At 37.9% G+C, this 15003-nt stretch carries 16 protein-coding genes; 7 read left to right on the forward strand and 9 right to left on the reverse strand.

The window, feature by feature from the left end:
• Window positions 1-22: 22 nt before the first annotated feature.
• Genes BJK46_RS05505 through BJK46_RS05515 form a run of 3 tightly spaced genes read left to right on the forward strand, consistent with a single transcriptional unit; the run spans window position 23 to window position 1589 of the window.
• Entirely contained in the window at window positions 23-361 is a 339-nt protein-coding gene (locus BJK46_RS05505; protein ID WP_257976450.1) for a S8 family serine peptidase, read from the forward strand.
• 2 nt (window positions 362-363) lie between these two features.
• Window positions 364-1113 carry an SAR2788 family putative toxin gene (locus BJK46_RS05510; RefSeq protein ID WP_014614692.1) on the forward strand — a complete coding sequence of 250 codons (750 nt, stop codon included), beginning with the start codon at window positions 364-366 and terminating at the stop codon, window positions 1111-1113.
• Window positions 1114-1115: 2 nt separating this feature from the next.
• Window positions 1116-1589, forward strand: coding sequence for a hypothetical protein (locus tag BJK46_RS05515; RefSeq protein WP_014614693.1), 474 nt, complete (start codon window positions 1116-1118; stop codon window positions 1587-1589).
• Window positions 1590-1888: 299 nt separating this feature from the next.
• Here the strand turns inward: BJK46_RS05515 and arsC are convergent, their stop codons facing one another.
• The 5 genes from arsC to BJK46_RS05540 all read right to left on the reverse strand — a co-directional run bounded on the left by arsC (window position 1889) and on the right by BJK46_RS05540 (window position 7360).
• Window positions 1889-2293: an arsenate reductase (thioredoxin) gene (arsC, locus tag BJK46_RS05520; RefSeq protein WP_014614694.1), complete on the reverse strand. Its 405-nt coding sequence runs from the start codon at window positions 2291-2293 to the stop codon at window positions 1889-1891.
• Window positions 2294-2308: 15 nt separating this feature from the next.
• Window positions 2309-3598, reverse strand: coding sequence for an arsenite efflux transporter membrane subunit ArsB (arsB, locus tag BJK46_RS05525; RefSeq protein WP_014614695.1), 1290 nt, complete (start codon window positions 3596-3598; stop codon window positions 2309-2311).
• Window positions 3595-3915 carry an ArsR/SmtB family transcription factor gene (locus BJK46_RS05530; RefSeq protein ID WP_014614696.1) on the reverse strand — a complete coding sequence of 107 codons (321 nt, stop codon included), beginning with the start codon at window positions 3913-3915 and terminating at the stop codon, window positions 3595-3597. Before BJK46_RS05530 ends, arsB begins: the two co-directional genes overlap by 4 nt.
• 927 nt (window positions 3916-4842) lie before the next feature.
• Window positions 4843-6696, reverse strand: coding sequence for a DHA2 family efflux MFS transporter permease subunit (locus BJK46_RS05535; RefSeq protein ID WP_014614697.1), 1854 nt, complete (start codon window positions 6694-6696; stop codon window positions 4843-4845).
• A 16-nt stretch (window positions 6697-6712) separates the two neighbouring features.
• Window positions 6713-7360 carry an HlyD family efflux transporter periplasmic adaptor subunit gene (locus tag BJK46_RS05540; protein WP_014614698.1) on the reverse strand — a complete coding sequence of 216 codons (648 nt, stop codon included), beginning with the start codon at window positions 7358-7360 and terminating at the stop codon, window positions 6713-6715.
• 126 nt (window positions 7361-7486) lie between these two features.
• Between BJK46_RS05540 and BJK46_RS05545 the strand changes: the two genes are divergently transcribed.
• Together BJK46_RS05545 and BJK46_RS05550 are read left to right on the forward strand one after the other, a co-directional pair.
• A complete protein-coding gene (locus tag BJK46_RS05545) occupies window positions 7487-8050 on the forward strand; it encodes a TetR/AcrR family transcriptional regulator (protein WP_014614699.1) in 564 nt (187 codons plus the stop codon).
• Window positions 8051-8153: 103 nt separating this feature from the next.
• Window positions 8154-9323, forward strand: coding sequence for a DUF418 domain-containing protein (locus tag BJK46_RS05550; protein WP_101431451.1), 1170 nt, complete (start codon window positions 8154-8156; stop codon window positions 9321-9323).
• Between the two features lie 233 nt (window positions 9324-9556).
• Here the strand turns inward: BJK46_RS05550 and BJK46_RS05555 are convergent, their stop codons facing one another.
• Window positions 9557-10120 carry a GNAT family N-acetyltransferase gene (locus tag BJK46_RS05555; protein WP_070407641.1) on the reverse strand — a complete coding sequence of 188 codons (564 nt, stop codon included), beginning with the start codon at window positions 10118-10120 and terminating at the stop codon, window positions 9557-9559.
• A gap of 231 nt (window positions 10121-10351) precedes the next feature.
• Between BJK46_RS05555 and BJK46_RS05560 the strand changes: the two genes are divergently transcribed.
• Complete coding sequence (locus BJK46_RS05560) at window positions 10352-11803, forward strand: APC family permease (RefSeq protein ID WP_103263698.1); 1452 nt, start codon at window positions 10352-10354, stop codon at window positions 11801-11803.
• A 732-nt stretch (window positions 11804-12535) separates the two neighbouring features.
• Here the strand turns inward: BJK46_RS05560 and BJK46_RS05565 are convergent.
• Genes BJK46_RS05565 through BJK46_RS05575 form a run of 3 tightly spaced genes read right to left on the reverse strand, consistent with a single transcriptional unit; the run spans window position 12536 to window position 13919 of the window.
• Window positions 12536-12898 carry a DUF423 domain-containing protein gene (locus BJK46_RS05565; RefSeq protein WP_014614702.1) on the reverse strand — a complete coding sequence of 121 codons (363 nt, stop codon included), beginning with the start codon at window positions 12896-12898 and terminating at the stop codon, window positions 12536-12538.
• A 27-nt stretch (window positions 12899-12925) separates the two neighbouring features.
• A complete protein-coding gene (locus BJK46_RS05570; RefSeq protein ID WP_015728648.1) occupies window positions 12926-13249 on the reverse strand; it encodes a DUF5327 family protein in 324 nt (107 codons plus the stop codon).
• The gene (locus tag BJK46_RS05575) at window positions 13242-13919 is read right to left on the reverse strand and encodes a uracil-DNA glycosylase (protein ID WP_284730556.1); all 678 of its coding nucleotides are present in this window, start codon (window positions 13917-13919) and stop codon (window positions 13242-13244) included. Before BJK46_RS05575 ends, BJK46_RS05570 begins: the two co-directional genes overlap by 8 nt.
• Before the next feature lie 180 nt (window positions 13920-14099).
• Here BJK46_RS05575 and thiD point away from each other — a divergent pair, with 180 nt between their 5' ends.
• Window positions 14100-14930: a bifunctional hydroxymethylpyrimidine kinase/phosphomethylpyrimidine kinase gene (gene thiD, locus BJK46_RS05580; RefSeq protein ID WP_014614705.1), complete on the forward strand. Its 831-nt coding sequence runs from the start codon at window positions 14100-14102 to the stop codon at window positions 14928-14930.
• The last annotated feature ends 73 nt before the right edge of the window (window positions 14931-15003 follow it).

Genomic DNA, 15003 nt, shown 5'->3' on the forward strand with positions numbered 1-15003 from the left:
CATTTCTGATTTACACAGAGTCATTAAAGAGGCAAATGACAAAGGTATCATATTAGTTAGTGCAGCTGGGAATAATTTAAATAGCAACAGTGATTTTCCAGCTCGTTTTAAAGAAGTGTATTCTATTGCAGCAATTGATAAGGACAAACAAAATTTCCTTTATTCTCCAAATAAAAATGTTGATTTTAGAACCCCTGGTGCGGATGTGTATACTTTAAATGGAGAAGATAAAATTGTTAAAGACAGTGGATCTTCTTTTTCTGCTGCTTATTTTACATCTTATTTAATTGCCAATACTGATTCCGCTAAAAATTTTATAGATATAATTAAAAAATACCCATTAAAGTATAAGGAGAATTAAACATGAAATTTAAAATTTTAGCTAGCATATTAGCATTTGTTGTAACATTTATATACGGAGGTATCGTTGATGCAGCAGAAGTATTAACTAAGAAGAATATAGAGAATGAAAACATACAAATAAAAGATAATCATGTTCATGTTAATTCGTACTCAACATCCGACTCTAATATAGTTGAAAATAATTACAATTCTAAAGATTTAACAATTGAAAGTAGACTAGAACATAATGAAGGCACTGATGCTATTACGGCCGATGCCAGTTTGAAAGATAAATACGGCAACGATATTGACAAAACTTTTGATATCAAATTTACTAGATTAGTTAACGAAAATGATTTCTCTGCTGAATTTATTGACAAAACCACAGGTGATAAGATTGTATATGATACACATAAAGTCAATGCTTCTGTTTGGCCAGTTGTTGGTGTTTTAGTTGGGTATTTAGCTAAGCATAGTATAAAACTTGCTATAAAAAAGTATGGTAAAAATGTTGTAACATCTATGATTCGTACAAGCCCAAAGGTTGCTGTTGAGGCTGCTAAAAAGTTAGGTTATTCGCCAACAAAATCTTATTCCCACGGTAAAAAAGTGTTTAAAAGAAATAAACGAGGTAACCCAATGTATATAACTCCCGACGCCGATAACCATAGTGGTGGAGCTTGGAAAGGAGCTAGTAGTATTAAGAAATTGGGCAATAAAAAAACGCGTAGTGGCACATATGATGCTAATTTGAAGAGAATTGGAGATTAATAATGGATATTAAACTAAAAAATCTAGTAATTCAATTCGACTTAAACAGTGAAAGTCCTTATTTTCAAGTTGAAGATAATTACAAAATAAGATGGGATATTAACTCGATTCAAAAGAGAGACCTTGCAGAAATAATGAGATTATCATTTAAGTCAAAAATTAATAGTTCATTCCTATCAAAAATTATCTCACCTTATTGTAAAAGAGAAGTGACTCGACTTGGATGGTATATTAATATAAAGAATTGGCATGAAAATATTCATTGCGATTATGAAAAATATATCATTTCTAGTATATATGATATAGATATTACAGAAGTGTTAAATTACTGCATGTATATCAAGAATAGTCAGATTCAACCTTTTATCATTTTTTATGATGATACATCTTTATTAAAAATTGGTGTTGATACTATTGATGTAATTAGCGCTTCTGAAGAATTGATTAAAATGTTAAATACTAAGTTTAATTTTTAATTCATATATCATGAAAACACTATGCAATTTGTAGTATCGTATTAGACTGTCGAAAAAGCCCTATGGAGCTGACCAAATATTATTCTAGCATGTTGAGGTGCCTGTTTTAATACAACGGTAGAACCTTTCCGGAACCCTATGCATAGCGCATCGTATACTTTTATTCAACTATAGAAAAAGCAGGTTCGGGAACATCCCCCGCCTGCTTTTCTTGTCATCTATTGATTGCGCCTTCATATCACTTCATAGTTATGTTATGCCCTGTCTATTGGCCTCAAAGGCATCACGTTAACATGATTCTAGCTTTCTGTATGTGCATGAAACACCTTAATTTTCTCGCCAATTTCATCTCGCACACGTTGAAATTCTGACCAATCTTTTCCCGCTGGATCATCAAAGCCCCAATGTTCTTTTTTAACGTGTGATGGTATCGTCGGACAATTTTGGTCTGCATCACTACATAGCGTGACCACTAAATCTGATTGTTGGATGATTTGAGGATCAATCAAGTCTGAAGTATGAGACGAGATATCGATACCGACCTCTTCCATTGCTTTGATTGCTTGTGGATTCACACCATGTGTTTCAATCCCAGCAGAATAAACATCCCAATCATCACCTAATATGTGTTTGCCCCATCCCTCAGCCATTTGACTGCGGCATGCGTTTCCAGTACATATAAAATAAATGGTTTTCTTATGCATCTTCAACCCTCTTCCTTAAAATAGAATGAATGTCAGGTATAAACCTAGAAGTGTAATAAATAATACGGGTATCGTCGTGATGATACCGATTTTAAAGTATGTCCCCCATGAAATCTTGACGCCTTTTTGAGTTAATACATGTAACCATAATAATGTTGCTAAAGAACCCATTGGCGTCATTTTAGGTCCTAAGTCAGAACCAATGACATTCGCATAAATCATGCCTTCTTTAATTGCACCTACCACATCAGCTTGGCCAATCGCAATAGCGTCTATTAAAACAGTCGGCATATTGTTCATCATAGAAGACAGAAATGCTGCAATAAATCCCATACCCATCACGCTACTGAATAAACCATAACTCGAAATATGCGTCAATATATCCGCTAAAATCGTTGTAATCCCTGCATTTTTCAAACCAAAAACCACCAAATACATCCCAATAGAAAAAAGAACGATATGCCATGGTGCACCTTTAATCACCTGTTTGATTCGTATAACTTTGGATTGGCGTGCGAACAAAATGAATATCAATGCAATACTTGACACAATGAAAGATACAGGGATTTTTACAAATTCACTCACTAAATAACCCACGAGTAGTAATGCTAAAACAGCCCACGACACATTAAATAATTTGTGGTCTTTAATCGCCTCTTTGGGTAATGTTAAATTTTGAGTGTCGAATGTTCGAGGTATTGATTTTTTGAAATATAGCCATAAAATGAAAATGCTCGCCATTAACGAGAAGAGATTAGGAATAAACATACGACTCAAATATTGAATAAAGCCGATATCAAAGTAATCCGCGGAAACAATATTGACTAAATTACTTACTATGAACGGGAGCGATGTCGTATCAGCAATAAATCCACTTGCAATCACAAACGGGAAAACCGCCTTTTGATTAAAACCTAAATGGCGGACCATCGCTAAAACAATCGGTGTCAATATAAGGGCCGCACCATCATTCGCAAAAAATGCTGCCACTACTGCACCCAATAACATCACAAAAACAAACATTTTCAAGCCATTACCGTTTGCTGCCTTGGCCATATGTATTGCAGACCATTCAAAAAATCCAATTTCATCTAATATGAGCGAAATCAAAATAATAGCGATAAATGTCATCGTCGCATTCCATACAATTCCAGTAACTTCAACTACGTCAGAAAAGCTAACAACACCTGAAACCAACGCCAAAAATGCACCGATTAATGCAGTCACACCGATATCTAAATTTTTAGGTTGCCAAATCACAAAAACTAAAGTGAACAGGAAAATAACAATTGCTAACAATGTCATGCGCCACATTCACCCGATATGATATCGTGACATATACAGCGTTCGTGAGCAGTGTGAATGAAGTTGATGTTTGCATTAACCGCTTCTAACAATGCGCGATTCAGTCGATACAGGCGTTTATTACCGCTTTTTCTTGTAAAAACCAACTCGTTATCGACTAAAGCCTTCATATGATAACTGAGCGTAGGTTGCGAAAAATCAAAGTGTGCCAACAAATCGCAAGCACACAATTCCCCACAAGAAAGAATATCGAGTATTTCTAACCGACTCGGATCAGCTAAAATTTTTAATATTTTGGAAAGTGCTTGATATGACATCTATATACCTCCTAAACTTCAAATAGTTTAACATCTATATAGACATTTGTCTATGTAGGTTTTTTTAAGCTTAAAAAATACGACTTAATAATTGGTGCTACTCATTCACCCAACATTTTGAATCATGTCCCTTTCGATTATGTTTGTGCCATCAGCCAGCTATTAGCTATGACATACAAAAAGAGGACCGACAAGATTTGAGTTCAATCTCACCAGTCCTCGTTTCATATACCCGACGTCAATGCCTCTGTCGCCCACTCCCTCGTACTTCATATACAAGTAGGAATGAGACATAAATTTTCAACAATTTATCTCTGCATAAAATGATCATTCATTTACATTTTATAATAGTCAAAAATCGAAGGTGAATAAGTCATAAAAATAGATGCTATTGTTTTGCCAGATTTCAAAAACTTGCCCTCAGTTTCGCTATATTAGGTGTAAGATTGCCCAGAAGGCTGACACTCCTGAGGGGAGGCGTGCATACTGCTAGCAGTCACTTCTTTACTTTAAAATTGGCTACCGTTTAAAGCAGTAGCTGTCTGACTTCTCAAGGCGCATGCTTTTGAGAAGTCGAGTCAGCCTTGCGGGGTACAGTACAACGAAATCTTTGTTACACATGAGATTTCTATACTGCTCCCAAAATCTACAATGAATGGGTGCGCTGGGAATCAATAAACGGTGTTCCAAAAGCAGGATTTTCGACAGAATCCCCGCGATTTCGGCAAAATTTGGAAAGCAATTTTGCTCATCGCTCGGTTCTGCTCAAATCCTAAGCGCTTTTGTCACAACCTCCCTTCATCCCCTAGGAAAGAGAAGCCATGAAAGCAATCAAAAATACAAATCGTACGGAGAGGGCAAGTTTAACAAAATACTGCATCAATAACATCAAAATTTTTACACCCATCTCTTAAACATATTGATTGACTACTCGTTTGAAATGTAATGTGATTTGCCCTTTAAGAAGAAACTTAAAATGAGTGCTAAACCACTTAAAGCCGTCGCGACCCAGAAAGCACTGTTGACCCCATCAACAGAAGCAAGCTGATTGACGAATTTAATTATAGCCCCCATCGCTTGCTCTTGGCCACCGAGTTGTTGGGCCAAGGCTTGCAAACTATCTTGAATCGTTGGATCTGTAAGGTCTAAATCTTGTTGGAATGTTGCCAAATGTGATTCGGTTTGTTGCGTCATCACTGTCACTAAGATTGCCGTACCAATTGAGCCGGCTAATTGTCTCATCGTATTGACTAAGGCATTACCATGAGAGATTAAACGTGACGGCAATGCGTTCATTCCTGCTGTCATAATCGGCATCATTACAAAACTCATACCGAACGAACGGATAATATAAATCATTAAAATACTACGATAAGGTGTATCCATCGTTAATTGTGTCAGTTCCCACGTGCCATATGTTGTAATGGCTAAACCGATAATCGTAATCGGCTTAATCCCAATTGTATCAAGTAATTTACCAGCTATAGGTCCCATCACACCCATAATTAATGCACCTGGTAACAGTAATAACCCAGAGTCTAGCGCTGAGAAGCCTCTTAAACTTTGTAAATAAAGTGGTAGTAAAATCATACCACCGAAAAGACTCATTGTGAGAATCATATTAATCACTGCAGTTAATGTAAATCCTGAATATTTAAGTACTTCAAAACTCAACATTGGCGCTTTCATTGTCATTTCGCGAACGACAAACGCCACCGTAAAGCTGATTCCGATTATAAACATAATGACAATTTTTGTTGACGTCCAGCCATCGTTACCTGCTTCACTAAAGCCGTATAACAATGCCCCGAAACCAATTGTACTAAAAATGATACCCGGAATATCTGCTTTTGGATTCGTCGTTTTTTGATAAATGCCGAACCAAACAAATGCGAGCGCGAGTGAAATAATACCGACAATAAACATACCGAAGAACATCGTATGCCAGTCATAGTTTTCAATAATATAACCTGACAGTGTAGGTCCAATGGCTGGTGCTAAAATCATCGCAATCCCCATTGTTCCCATGGCCATACCACGTTTTTCAGGTGGGAAGATTGTCATAAATACATTCGTCCCTAATGGCATGAGCACCCCTGCACCCATCGCTTGAAGCACACGCCCGACCATCATAATCGAAAAGCTCCAAGCGAAACCACAGACGAGTGAGCCTATCGTAAATATCAACATCGCAGTTAAGAATAAGCGACGATATGAATATTTGTTAAATAAGAATGCACTAATTGGAATCAAAATCCCGTTCACTAACATAAAGCCTGTCATCAACCATTGTCCTGTTGAAGCAGAAATATTAAAATCTGTGTTGATTCGAGGTAGTGCTGTGTTTAACAAGGTTTGGTTCAAAATAGAAATGAACATCCCAAAAATCATCGCAGTTAAAATTTTTCCACGTGTGGCCCCTTTTTTAAAAACATAATTTTGTGTCGCATCTGCTACTTGTTCGTTGACCGGCCGAGGTGCAGTTTTATTTTGATTTACTGTCTCATTTTGGTGTGTGTGCTCACCTTTAGTAAATAAACTACTAGAGACATCCTCGTCACTTTGATTTTGACGTGTCGAAGTTGCTGCTGAATACTGATCATCTTCATCTAAACGAAAAGTATGTGTCGTCGGATGTGCATCACGTTCAGGTTGCGTGGTGTCTGGTGTGACGTCACGATGTTGTTGAGAAAGTGATCGTCTCTTTCTTCCTCGAATGATTGTCCAGTTCAGTATGATAATCACAATAAGAGCAACTATGGTGTAAATCATCATAAACATGTGATGACCCCCTCTCTTAATTTTTGTGAATACTTACTTCAGCATTCATGCCTGGAACAACACCGTTAGAAGGTTGGCTGTTTAATTTGATTTTAACAGGCACCACTTGTGTCACCTTTGTATAGTTACCGTCACTATTCGATGATGGCATTAATGAAAAACTTGAGGCAGTTGCATGACCGATTTGATCAACTTTACCTTTTACTTTTGCGTCTTGACCGTCAATCGTCACATCCACATCTTGACCATTTTGAACGTCTTTTACTTCTGTTTCGTCAATGTTTGCTGTGATATATAAGTCGTCAAGGTCATAAGCATAAGCAATCGGTTGACCTGCTTGCGCGATACCGTCTTCTTGACCATCTAATTTTGCGATTGTCCCAGCTTTAGGCATCGTAATCGTCATCGTTTGTGGCGCTTCACCTTGTCTTGCACCTTGTACTTTCGCGACAGTATCCCCTTTTTTCAATGTGTCGCCTTCACGAACATCTAAGCTACTCATTTTTCCTGACACTGGGCTGGCAATTTTAATTTGGTCCCCGTCCACTTGTGCGTTATCTGTTTTAATATAGTTCACGGATTGATTGTAGAAATAAAATCCTACAATCCCCCCGATAATTAACACGATAATCGTAACAATATTTATCATGATTAATTTCTTCATGTTTACTACTCCTTTTCTCAATCAATTTAACTTCTGTATTATAAGATAATTCACTTTTGAAAAATACAGACAATCTTGACAAATGTGTCGGATTGAAATTTATAATATAATAATGATGGTGATAATATGGGAAAAACAAAATCAAAAGCAAGACGACGCATTGTGAAGGCAATGATTGAATTATTAAAGACGGAATCCTTTGATGAGATTACCATTAAACAGATTTGTGCAGAGAGCGGTGTACATCGTTCAACGTTTTACGCTCAATTTGAAGATAAATATCAATTGTTTGATGTTTTGACGACATATCATATGGCAAAGTATGAAAAGCTTATTTTGTATACATCAAAAGTGTTTGAGTCTTACCCGTTAGAAGAGGCAAAAGCGCGTGTCATCCAAACATTTCGTCTACTGTTTAAATATATGAAACGCCACCAAACCTTTTTCACGACTATTATCGTGACACAACCGCAATTAAAAGCTATTCATCAATATTTAAAATTTACGCGTGACGCTTATGAAAAGTTATTAAATCAACTGCCTCAATTGCAACAATCCAAATATTTTATCAACTATACGATTGGCGGTGAACTTGCGCTTATTTACAGTTGGCTCATGCAAGGTTGTCAAGAATCTCCTGACGATATGGCGCAAATTTTGTATGCTAACATTATTAAAACGGGCAGATAGTTTCACTGTCGGACATGACACACATGTGATACAATCCAACTGACCTACATGATACAAAGCTTTGTCGAATTTTTAATAAAGAAGAAAAGTGAGGTTATGCATCATGGCTTCCACCCCCAAAAAGCAACGTATCATTGAGTTAGATGCGTTGCGTGGGATGAGTTTGTTTGGTATTTTACTCATGAATATTTTAGTGTTTAGTTTTCCTTATGAGCATGTCCGCTTAGACGTTGCACTCCAAGGCGTCAATGGCTTTTTGTTTCGAGTGGTGTCATTACTTGTTATTGGTTCATTTTATCCGATTTTTTCATTCTTATTCGGATTCAGTTTGATGCTCATATATCACAGCACACAACAACGCGGTATCGCATTTAAGCCCGTGATGATACGACGGCTTATTTTTTTGGCGTTACTTGGGTTAATCCACGGGTTTTTCTTTTATTCAGGAGATATTCTATTTACATATGCGGTGATGGGCTTTGGCGCGATGTGGTGCACAAAATCCTCTGTCAAAAGATTAAAAAATGCAGCGATCATTTTGTTTGCAATCAAAGTCGTCATTTGGGGTCTGCCCTTTCTTATCATGGGATGGATGACAAAAGCGAAATTACCGTTCAGTGGCGGGTCTCAGGCAGAATTGAACAACGTGTTACAAGCTCAAACGAGTGTGCATTATATTGATTTCTTCCTTTATAATGCACAAGATAATTTCAGCAACATTGCAGCAACACTGACGCTTGATTGGCTCGATATTTTCCCTTATTTATTGTTAGGCATGGCAGCGATGAAAGGGCATTTCGTCACCTGGGTCAAGGAACACCCGACACGTGCGATAAAGTGGGGCAGCCTTTTTATCATTATCGGGGTGCTCATCAAATTCTTAGGTGCATATGCTATCACGAACCCTGGCTATATGATGTTCAGTTTTACAGTGGGCGGTCCGTTATTATCTGTCGGTATCGTGCTTCTCTTTTTCCATATGATGCAATATCACACAGCACAAAAGTTCCTCGACCCGTTCCGCTATCTTGGAAAAATGAGTTTGTCCGTGTACCTATCTCAAACGCTTGTCTGTATGTTCTTTTTTGCAGGTTTTGGTCTTGGATTTTATAATCAATTACCGCTTTATCAAACTTATCTATTTGCGCTCGCCCTCTTCCTCGTACAAGTTGTGATTTGTTATGTCTACCAACGTCAATTCACACAAGGTCCCATCGAATGGGTGTGGCGAAAAGTTACATATTTCGGCGTCAAAACGATGTCATCAAAATAAGCGCACACGTTAAACAGGCCTGTTCAATCATTCATAGTCGCTACGCTATCAATGTGAAGAGGCCCTTTTATTGGAGAACTTTTTGAAAATGAAAAACACAAAATGATATGTTTACTGTCATATCTTTTGCTTACCCTTACTGTATCATGTTTTGCATCATTTTGGGATACAAATATTAGAAATTTATTGTTTTTTTATGAATTGTCTCACAAAAGATGTAATATTTACATATATTAAGTATCATCTCCCACATGATTAAAATCGCGTTTCAAACATTCATAATGATTCACACTCACATATTGCCCTTCATCGATGTCATCTTCATGTTTAACACCAACGAAACGAAATCCCACTTTTTCTGCAACACGATTACTACCAATATTACGTACATTCGCACGCAATTCTAATTTATTGAGGTGATAATCCGTAAATGCAATTTCGCATAATTTGCGTACTGCAGCTGTCGTTATCCCTTGACCATTTTCACTTTTCGCAAGCCAGTAACCGACTTCTGCCTTACGTGTTTTTTCATTCCAAGCATGCAAATCAATTGTCCCAATGAGTTGATCTTGTTTATAAATCAAGAAAAATAGCGCTTTCCCCTCTGCTACTAAGCTTAAAGTTTGTTGCATAAATGCCGCTTCTTTTTCCACAGAGGTCATCGTTTCTGCCCATGGTAAAAAAGTTTTGAGATGATCTCGATTTTGATTTATAACTTTATAAAGCGCTGGTGCATACTTAAGTGTTGGGTAAACAAAATCAATGTCGTCATTCACTGCGAGTCTAAAATGTTGCACCCCACTCACCCCTCACCTTTAGTTTTCAGATTATTATACACAAATACAACAATTAAAACAATCTGTCTTCAAACTGAATTTTACAAGCACTTGCGTCAATCGCAATCTATAAAACGCATTTTTTTAATGCAATTTTTCAATTTTTAGGTTATCATTTATTTTCCAACTGTCGAAATTCGTTGTTATAAAAAAATAAAACAGGGGTATAAGAATATTCAGGGGTGAAAAATAATGAAAAAAAAGAATCAAAAGCCTGATCGTGGTGACCTCCAACAAAACCTTTCAGAAAAATTTGTGTGGGCCATTGCTTATGGTTCATGTATCGGTTGGGGTTCGTTCATCTTACCAGGTGACTGGATTCAATCATCCGGACCTATTGCCGCATCAATCGGTATTTTTATCGGTGCCTTATTAATGATCGTTATCGCGGTAAGTTACGGTGCATTAGTCGAACGCTTTCCAGTGTCAGGTGGTGGCTTTGCATTTAGTTTTTTAGGGTTTGGACGTTATGTTAGCTTTTTCTCAGCATGGTTTTTAACGTTTGGATACATATGTGTCGTCGCGTTAAATGCGACAGCGTTCAGTTTATTAATCAAATTTTTACTGCCAGATGTGATTGAATTTGGCAAACTTTATACGATTGCAGGTTGGGATGTCTACATTACTGAAATTTTAATTGCATCTATCCTTTTACTCGTTTTTATGTTGATTGCGATTAAAGGGGCAAGCGTTTCAGGTTCATTGCAATATTATTTCTGTGTTGCAATGGTCGTTGTCGTCGTATTACTCTTTATCGGATCGTTCTTTGGTTCTAACTATTCATTAGATCATTTAAAACCTTATAATGGTACACATTATGGATGGTTCCAAGCGATTATTATGATTGTCGCAGTCGCACCGTGGGCCTACGTCGGTTTCGATAATATCCCACAAACCGCAGAGGAATTTAATTTCTCACCGAATAAAACATTTAAATTAATCGTTTATAGTTTACTTGCAGCGAGTTTGACCTATATCTTAATGATTTTATATACAGGCTGGCTATCAGGTGGTAATAGCGACTTATGGTTGACGGGTTCGGTAACGCGTGAAGCATTCGGTACGATTGGTCTAGCGGTATTGAGCATCGCGATTATTATGGGGATTTTCACCGGCTTAAACGGTTTCTTGTTAAGTTCAAGCCGCTTGTTATTCTCAATGGGGCGCTCAGGCATTATGCCGTCATTATTTAGTCAATTACACAAAAGATATAAAACACCATACGTTGCGATTATGTTCTTAGTTGCGATTACATTGATTGCGCCATGGTTAGGTCGTACCGCGTTAACATGGATTGTCGATATGTCATCTACAGGGGTATCTATCGCTTACCTTGTAACATGCCTTGCAGCAGCGAAATTGTTTAGCTTTAATCAAAACAGTCAAACTTACGGACCGGTTTATAAAGTGTTTGCGATTATTGGCTCAATTTTTGCCTTTATCTTTTTACTGTTACTATTGTTGCCATTTTCACCGGCGTCGTTATCTATGCCATCCTATATTGCGTTAGGTGGTTGGACGATTCTCGGATTGGTGTTCTTCTTTATTCGTTTACCTAAATTACGTCGTATGGATAAAGATGAGTTGACACAATTGATTTTGGATACGAGAAAACGTGATGTTGAAAAAATGATAGAGGAATAATTAATTGTGAAATGTTAAAAGCATTGGTATGAAAATTTTGGTAGACTTACACATTTTATTTTACATTATGTAAGAACACTTTTGATTGCCGCCATGGATTCTCTTTCCGAGGGGCTGAAGGGAGGTTGTGACAAAAGCGCTTAGGATTTGAGCAGAACCGAGCGATGAGCAAAATTGCTTTCCAAATTTTGCCGAAATCGCGGGAGTTCTGTCGAAAATCCTGCTTTTGGAACACCGTTTATTGATTCCCAGCGCACCCATTCATTGTGGATTTTGGGAGCAGTACAGAAATCTCATGTGTAACAAAGATTTCGTTGTACTGCCCCCGCAAGGCTGACTAGACTTCTCAAAAGCATGCGCATTGAGAAGTCTAGTCAGCTACTGCGTTAAACGGTAGCCACTTTTAAAGTAAAGAAGTAACTGCTAGCAGTATGCACGCCTCCCCTCAGGAGTCTCATCCATTTTGGCAATCATGTGTGATCAACAAAGAAATTAATCCAACGACTTACATTTCATAAAATCAATAACATTAAACATTTTGTAACACATCCAATGCAACTCACTCATGATTTCAAAATCATTTATTTTCATATAAAACATTGGAAGAGGCTGGGAATTAAGTTTTCCTAGCCTCCTTTTTGATTTCATCAGTATAAACAATGTGTTAATAAAGTTCAATTCAACAAAAAAGACAGACGTTTGCCTGCCTTTTCCAACTGGATTCGAATGAACTTATAATTTAAATGCTGCAATGGCAAGCATGAGCCAGCTAATGACAAACAAAATGCCACCAATTGGCGTAATTGCACCAAGCACGCTCACTTGTGTTAAAGATAAGATATACAGTGAACCACTAAAGAACACGATACCTAAAAACATGAGCCAACCTGCCCAGCCGACGTTAAGGTTAAGTGCACCACCAATAATACCAATAAGCACAAGACCTAACCCATGATACATTTGATATGTTGTCGCTTTTTCCCATACCGACATATAATGCTCTGATAACTTTCCGTCCAATGCATGTGCACCGAAAGCCCCTGTACCCACTGCCATTAAAGCGTTCAGTGCACCTAAAATAATAAATACTTTCACAATATTCCCTCCTCATCAAAGTGATCATTAAAAATCAAAAATTGAAGCACCATTTCCTATTTCATCATCCGTGACCATACGTTGATCAGATGTCGTTTGTGCGGTTGCGCTAGAAGATGATACTTTACCGCCCATCATCCGAATCTCTTCATCTGTCACTTGTGTCGACACTTGTCTTTTCGGTGTGACGGTTGAAGATGAACGTGATGGTGCGCTTGTCTCTTGCCCCGTATACAGCGCCGTTAAAGCATGAATGGCATAGATATGTTTTTCAAACGCAGCATCAGTCGTCGCGGCATCTGCTTGAACCAATTCATGTTCCAACAGTTGAATCAGTTTGTCTTTATTCATACGCTTCCTCCTTTTGTTCACACCAATGGATTGGCGCTAAACCTTGTGCTTCAAGATAGGCATTCGTTTTGGAATACGGTTTGGAACCAAAAAAACCTCTATGTGCCGATAATGGACTCGGGTGTGGTGATTTAATGACATAGTGCCGTGATGTATCAATCAATCTTTCTTTTTGTTGTGCCGGTCTGCCCCACAATACAAAGACGACACCTTTTTTATGATCAGATATCGCTTGGATAATTTCATTCGTAAATGTTTCCCAGCCAATATCTTTATGTGAATGTGCTTGGCCTTGACGCACTGTAAGCACCGTATTCAATAGCAGCACACCTTCCCTCGCCCAATCTTGTAAATGTGGCGACGTCCGTTGACAGCCAATATCGTCAGCGAGTTCCTGATACATATTGCGCAATGAAGGTGGAAATTTCGCACCTGGTTGTACTGAAAAAGCTAAACCGTGTGCTTGATTCGGACCATGATAGGGATCTTGTCCTAATATCACCACTTTGACATTTTCGAATGGCGTGAGGTCAAAAGCTTGATAAATATTTTCACGCTCGGGGTAAACAATTTGCGTCGTATATTCTTTTTCTAAAAAGTCATGCATCGCTTTAAAATCATGCTTTTCTTTAATTTCATGAAATATTGTTGACCAATCCATCTTCTTCACCTCAGCCACATTTTAACATAATTTCGCCTCGCTCACCGCTATGATTCAATAAACATTTTTATAGCAGCTGTTCAATGTGCATGCTAAAATGAGGAACATAAGCATATTGTAGCGTACAGCAGTTACCATACTCATTATGGTATGATGTAATAGATGTACAATTGAAGGAGTGAATGAACGATGGCTTTGAAAAAAGTATTAACGATTGCAGGATCAGACACAAGTGCAGGTGCGGGGATGCAAGCCGACTTAAAAACTTTCCAAGAGTTAGACACGTACGGTATGGTTGCACTTGCAGCGATTGTGACAATGGATAAAGAAACTTGGTCACATGATGTGAGCCCTATCCCATTTGATGTGTTCAACAAGCAACTTGAAACAGTCATTAGCGTAGGACCTGATGCAGTCAAAACAGGTATGCTCGGTAGCGAAGAAATCATCCAACGTGCTGGAGAAGCATACACAGAATCAGGCGCAAAAAATTTCGTAGTAGACCCTGTTATGGTATGTAAAGGTGAAAATGAAGTCCTTAACCCGGGAAATACTGAAGCGATGATTAAATATTTATTACCGAAAGCAACTGTTGCGACACCGAACCTTTTTGAAGCAGGTCAATTATCTGGTTTAGGCACGTTGAAATCTATTGAAGATATGAAAAAAGCAGCAAAAATCATCCACGAGCAAGGGGCACAACACGTGGTGATTAAAGGTGGTAAAGCGTTAGATCAAGATAAATCATACGACTTATACTATGATGGCAACAAGTTCTACCAGTTAACAACGGACATGTTCCAACAAAGTTACAACCACGGGGCAGGCTGTACATTTGCGGCAGCGACAACAGCCAACTTAGCGAATGGTCAAACACCAAAAGAAGCCGTGATTAATGCGAAAGCGTTCGTAGCTTCTGCCATTAAAAACGGCTGGAAAATGAACGATTATGTTGGCCCTGTCGATCACGGTGCATCAAATCGTGTTGAACAAATTGAAGTTGAAGTGACTGAAATTTAATTTCCTTCTCACTCAGATTCAAACTCCGTATTTAAATAAACATGGCTAAAACCTTGATGTATTATATTGTTGA

Source organism: Staphylococcus pseudintermedius (assembly GCF_001792775.2).
In the GTDB taxonomy this organism is placed as follows: domain Bacteria; phylum Bacillota; class Bacilli; order Staphylococcales; family Staphylococcaceae; genus Staphylococcus; species Staphylococcus pseudintermedius.